This is a genomic window from Nitrospira sp. BLG_2 (assembly GCF_049222245.1).
In genome coordinates this window covers 1-4614 of sequence record NZ_JBLYIG010000386.1, presented here as the reverse complement: position 1 = coordinate 4614, position 4614 = coordinate 1, and the positions used below count along the sequence as shown (strand labels likewise).

The window sequence follows — 4614 nt, the reverse complement described above, 5'->3', positions numbered from 1 at the left end:
TGCCAAGCGGCTTCAGGCCAACTTGGCCATAATCGACAAGCGCCGCGAAGGTCCGAACCAAGCGCAAATTATGAACATCATCGGGGACGTGCAAGGGAAAAGCGTATTGCTCCTTGATGATATGATCGATACGGCTGGTACCATTGTCCAAGGGACTCAGGCCTGTCTCGATCAAGGCGCTCGAGACGTGATCGCGGCCTGCACGCACGCAGTATTGTCGGGGCCGGCCTTGGAACGGTTACAGTCGTCGTCTCTCTCCGAAGTGGTGGTGACCAATACGATTCCGCTGCGAGGGAAAGAATTGACCTGTCCGAAGTTGCATCAATTGTCGGTGGCACCGTTGCTGGGCGAAGCCATCAGACGGATTCATGAAGATGAGTCTGTGAGTTCACTCTTCGCCTAGTGGGCTGCGACAAAACTTGGTTGATGCCAACAATATGGCTGGTCCGTACGATGTTAACGCGAGAATAAACTTCAGGAGGCTCAAAAGGCTGTCCAGCAAGGGCCGCAGCAAGCGAAGAGGCGAGGCGTACGCTTTGGTACGTTGAGCCCTCTGAGCGATGCGAGAACGCCGCTGGCGGACTTTTTCAGCGTCCTGCTAAGCGCTGTGTAAGAAGCAGAGGGAGACGGAGGAATATCATGAAATTCGATTTGACAGTAGCGGTAAGAGAGCAAGCGGGGAAAGGAGCCGCTCGGTCTATGCGGCGGGTGGGAAAAATCCCGGCCGTGCTCTACGGTCAAGGGGAATGTCTCTTGCTGACAGTCAATCCGGAGGAATTAGTCAAGATTCTCAAGTCTCATGCCGGCAGCACTGCGTTGATTTCACTCACGGTGAACGGAGCAAAGACCAAGCAGAATCGCACCGCTCTCTTGCGCGACTATCAAGTCGACCCGGTGACCGGGGCTGTCCTGCACGCGGACCTCTTTGAGATTTCCATGAGCAAGCCGATTCGGGTCAAAGTTCCGATCAAAGTCATCGGCGGGATTCCAGCCGGCGTCAAGGAGGGAGGCGTGCTGCACCATAACATGCGCGACGTGCACGTCGAGTGTCTTCCGGCCGCCATGCCTGATCATATAGAAGTCGATGCGTCGGCATTGGCGATCGGCAGCGGCATCCATCTAAAAGAAATCGGAACGCGCGAAGGTGTCCGTTTCTTGGATGATGCCGAGCAGATGGTCGTCAGCGTCGCGGCGCCGATGACGGATGCCAAACTCGAAGCTCTGCTCACCAGCGGTGCCGGAGCGGCCGGCGAGCCGGAAGTCATGACGAAAGGCAAGGACGCGGCGGGAACCGAAGGGGCGGGAGAACCGGCCAAAGCCGGTGCTGCAGCGCCTGCCGGCGATGCGAAGGGCGGTGAGAAGAAAGAAGCCGCAGCCGCTCCAAAGGCTGAAAAGAAAGAAGCTGAAAAGAAGAAGTAACGTTGCATCTGCTCGTTGGACTGGGCAATCCCGGAAAAGCCTACGCCCAGACCCGTCACAATGTCGGCATGTGGGTCATCGAGCGGGCTGCCGCTCGATGGTCGATCCGACTTTCACCGCGCGGCACAGCTCAACGAGGTTCCGGACGGTTGGGAGGGAAGTTGGTTGAGCTGGCCGGTCTGCTCGACTGGATGAATCTTTCCGGCCCTCCGTTGAAAGGTCTCCTGCGAGAATTCGAGCTCACCGCCGATGAACTCATCGTCATACACGATGATTTGGATCTGGAACCGGGCCGGTTGCGAATTAAGCTTGCCGGTGGTCATGGCGGACACAACGGAATCAAATCCGTCATCGAAGCGCTCGGAACTTCGCAATTCGTGAGATTAAAGATTGGGATCGGCCGACCTGCACCAGGCCAAGATTCCGCCGACTATGTCTTGGAGCCGGTGACGAGGGATGAGATGGCTGTTTTTGAACCCTGCCTGGAGCGGGCAGTGGACGCGATGGAATGTTTGCTTCATCGCGGACCGGAAACGGCGATGAATCAATTTAATATCAGGGAGAAGGTTGCTCGCGAAGGAGAGGACACGAACTAATGGGCCTGTGTTGCGGTATGATCGGTCTCCCTAACGTCGGTAAAACGACGGTCTTCAATGCGCTGACCGGCGGCGGTGCGCTGGCGGCTAATTATCCGTTCGCGACCGTCGACCCGAACACCGGCATCGCTCTGGTGCCGGACCCTCGACTCATCACACTGACCGACGTCTTCGGCTCGAAGAAAACCACGTACAGCACGTTGGAAGTACGAGACATTGCGGGACTGGTTGAAGGGGCCAGCAAAGGCGAAGGACTTGGCAATCAATTCCTTGGCCACATCCGAGAAGTGGATGCACTTCTTCACGTGGTCCGCTGTTTTCAGGGGACCGACGTGGTGCATGTCAGCGGCGGGATCGATCCGCTTCGTGACATCGGCGTGATCGAAACCGAACTCATGCTGTCCGATCTGGAAACACTCGATCGGCGGAAGCAGAAGACAGAAAAGAAAGTCCGGGCCGGAGATAAAAAAGCTGCCTTTGAAGTGGAATTCCTTGCCAAGCTCATCGGGTTACTCGACAAAGGTGAATGGCTGGGTAATCGGGAATATGCAGCGGAAGAACGGATCATTCTCAACGAATGTCAGTTGCTCGCCGCTAAGCCGGTGTTGTTTGTCGCGAACGTATCCGAGGGCAAGAATGCCGATGAGGCTATGGTCCAGACTGTGCGTGAGTTTGCGGCCAAGCGTGGCGCCCGAGTCGTCACCATCTGCGGGCAGCTCGAGGCGGAGCTATCGTCGCTACCGGAGAGCGAACGGGCGGATTTCCTGAACGAAATGGGGCTGACTGAATCGGGGCTCGTTCGCTTGACGCGCGAAGCCTATACCTTGCTGGACCTGATAACCTTCTTCACCGCCGGCGAAGTTGAGTCCCGCGCTTGGCCGATTCCGAAAGGCACCAAGGCCCCGCAAGCGGCAGGCAAGATCCACTCCGATATGGAACGGGGGTTCATCCGCGCCGAGGTCTACCACTATGATGATCTGCTGGCCTGCGGCTCGGAGGCCAAAGTGAAGGAAAAGGGATTGTTCCGCCTCGAAGGCAAGGACTACGTCATCAAGGAAGCGGATATTGTGTATTTTAGGTTCAACGTTTAGTCTTCCTTAACTACCGCACAGACCCATCAAATCTCTCGGCAAAGGGCAGGCAACCAGGAATACTCTACTGACTTGACCGGAGCCTTCAAGATGAGTCATCCTCTTGCTCGTCTAACTCCTGTTTCGTAAGTAATAACGATGCTCGATTCACTCGCGAATGCGTTTGCGTTGGAAGGGATCGCCATCTATTGGGGAATTGGCCTCGTCTTTTTCGCGGCAGAGTATTGGTGGCCCTCACGTCCGATTCCATATCTTCAGGTGCTCTTGCCGGATGTGGCAGCTCTCACCACGTACCAGGTCTTCTTCGTCTTTGCCGCACAGCTGACAGATCGAATCCCGTTTCCTCGCTACTCCTACTGGCGTTGGCAGACGCTTCCATTCGGGTTCAAGCTGATAGTATTTCTGTTCGTCCTCGACGGAATGGCCTACTGGATGCATCGGCTTTGGCATACGTCGTCGGGCTGGTGGATACATCGATGGCACCATGCGCCAACGGAGTTGTACTGGCTGGCCGGTGTCCGGGCGAGCTTTCCACAAGTCGTGCTCGCTAATATCCCTTATCTGTTGGCGTTTCCGCTTCTCAAGCCGGTGCCCGCAGTATTCTTTCCGCTCTATTCCTATATGTTGGTCCTGACCAATAACTGGATGCACATGAACGTGACCTGGCAGTCGAGAAAACTGGAGTGGCTCTTCGTCACGCCTCGCTATCATCGCGTGCATCATCTGAGAGAGATCGGAAGGGATGGGGCGAATTTCGGGGTCCTCTTTACCGTATGGGATCGGCTGTTCGGGACGTATGTCGATCCGGAGCAAGTGGACTTGAAAGGGCCGTACGGGATACAGGAAACCGTCCATCCAGTCCGCATGGCCGTCGGAATTTAAGTGGAGAAGCCAGCTTTAATTAACTGCGTAATATCGGCAAATAGTCATAATGAATTCCAACCATTTTATTCTGATGCGGATTATATCTCAGGAGATGCTGACTGCTTTCTTAGATATTGATCTAAAGACGAATTGATTCATAGAACCAGCAAGATGAATCGCTAAAACAGCGTAATGACGTGGCACGTCTAATACTGCGTTCCCTTGCCCGTGTCCCGCCAATTCATTACGAAGCGTGGCCAATGATCCAAGCACCGCCTTTCCAACTGCCTTTGCTGGAGCTTCTGGGATGTCGTCCATAAACCCTTTCTCGCGGAACAATCGGAGTAGCTCCATGATATCCCCACTTTGCTGATTGAGCATGGTTTTTAGTGTACTCTCGAAGCTCTTGAACGCCTTCAAGATCACATCTTTAGTCTTTCCGTCCACAAGATCTTCACGAGCCTCTCGAAACTCAGCATGAGCACCTTCAAATCCCTTCTCTCTCAAGACATCTTCAGCTTTTTGAATGATTTCAGCGTTAAAAAATCAGCGTCAACCTGAAAGAATCGTCCATCAGAAAGGCGCGCCAGGGGCATTCGAAGTCCATCATAGCTTCGTTAATTTCCGCTTGGAAATTTGATGTC

At 54.6% G+C, this 4614-nt stretch carries 6 protein-coding genes; 5 read left to right on the top strand and 1 reads right to left on the bottom strand.

All coding sequences use genetic code 11. The features are described 5' to 3' along the window. From ACOSYY_RS10675 to ACOSYY_RS10655, 5 genes are all read left to right on the top strand, one after another. On the top strand, positions 1 to 403 hold a 403-nt coding region (locus tag ACOSYY_RS10675; RefSeq protein WP_421662331.1), incomplete at its 5' end, for a ribose-phosphate diphosphokinase. A gap of 236 nt (positions 404 to 639) precedes the next feature. After that, a complete protein-coding gene (locus tag ACOSYY_RS10670; RefSeq protein ID WP_421662329.1) occupies positions 640 to 1419 on the top strand; it encodes a 50S ribosomal protein L25 in 780 nt (259 codons plus the stop codon). 2 nt (positions 1420 to 1421) lie between these two features. Then, a complete protein-coding gene (gene pth / locus ACOSYY_RS10665; RefSeq protein WP_421662328.1) occupies positions 1422 to 2015 on the top strand; it encodes an aminoacyl-tRNA hydrolase in 594 nt (197 codons plus the stop codon). Continuing rightward, positions 2015 to 3106 carry a redox-regulated ATPase YchF gene (gene ychF / locus ACOSYY_RS10660; RefSeq protein WP_421662327.1) on the top strand — a complete coding sequence of 364 codons (1092 nt, stop codon included), beginning with the start codon at positions 2015 to 2017 and terminating at the stop codon, positions 3104 to 3106. Before pth ends, ychF begins: the two co-directional genes overlap by 1 nt. Before the next feature lie 138 nt (positions 3107 to 3244). Continuing rightward, positions 3245 to 3988, top strand: a complete 744-nt coding sequence (locus ACOSYY_RS10655; RefSeq protein WP_421662326.1) for a sterol desaturase family protein — start codon at positions 3245 to 3247, stop codon at positions 3986 to 3988. Between the two features lie 87 nt (positions 3989 to 4075). Here ACOSYY_RS10655 and ACOSYY_RS10650 read toward each other — a convergent pair whose 3' ends face one another. Beyond that, a complete protein-coding gene (locus ACOSYY_RS10650) occupies positions 4076 to 4477 on the bottom strand; it encodes an abortive infection family protein (protein WP_421662325.1) in 402 nt (133 codons plus the stop codon). Between the last annotated feature and the right edge of the window lie 137 nt (positions 4478 to 4614).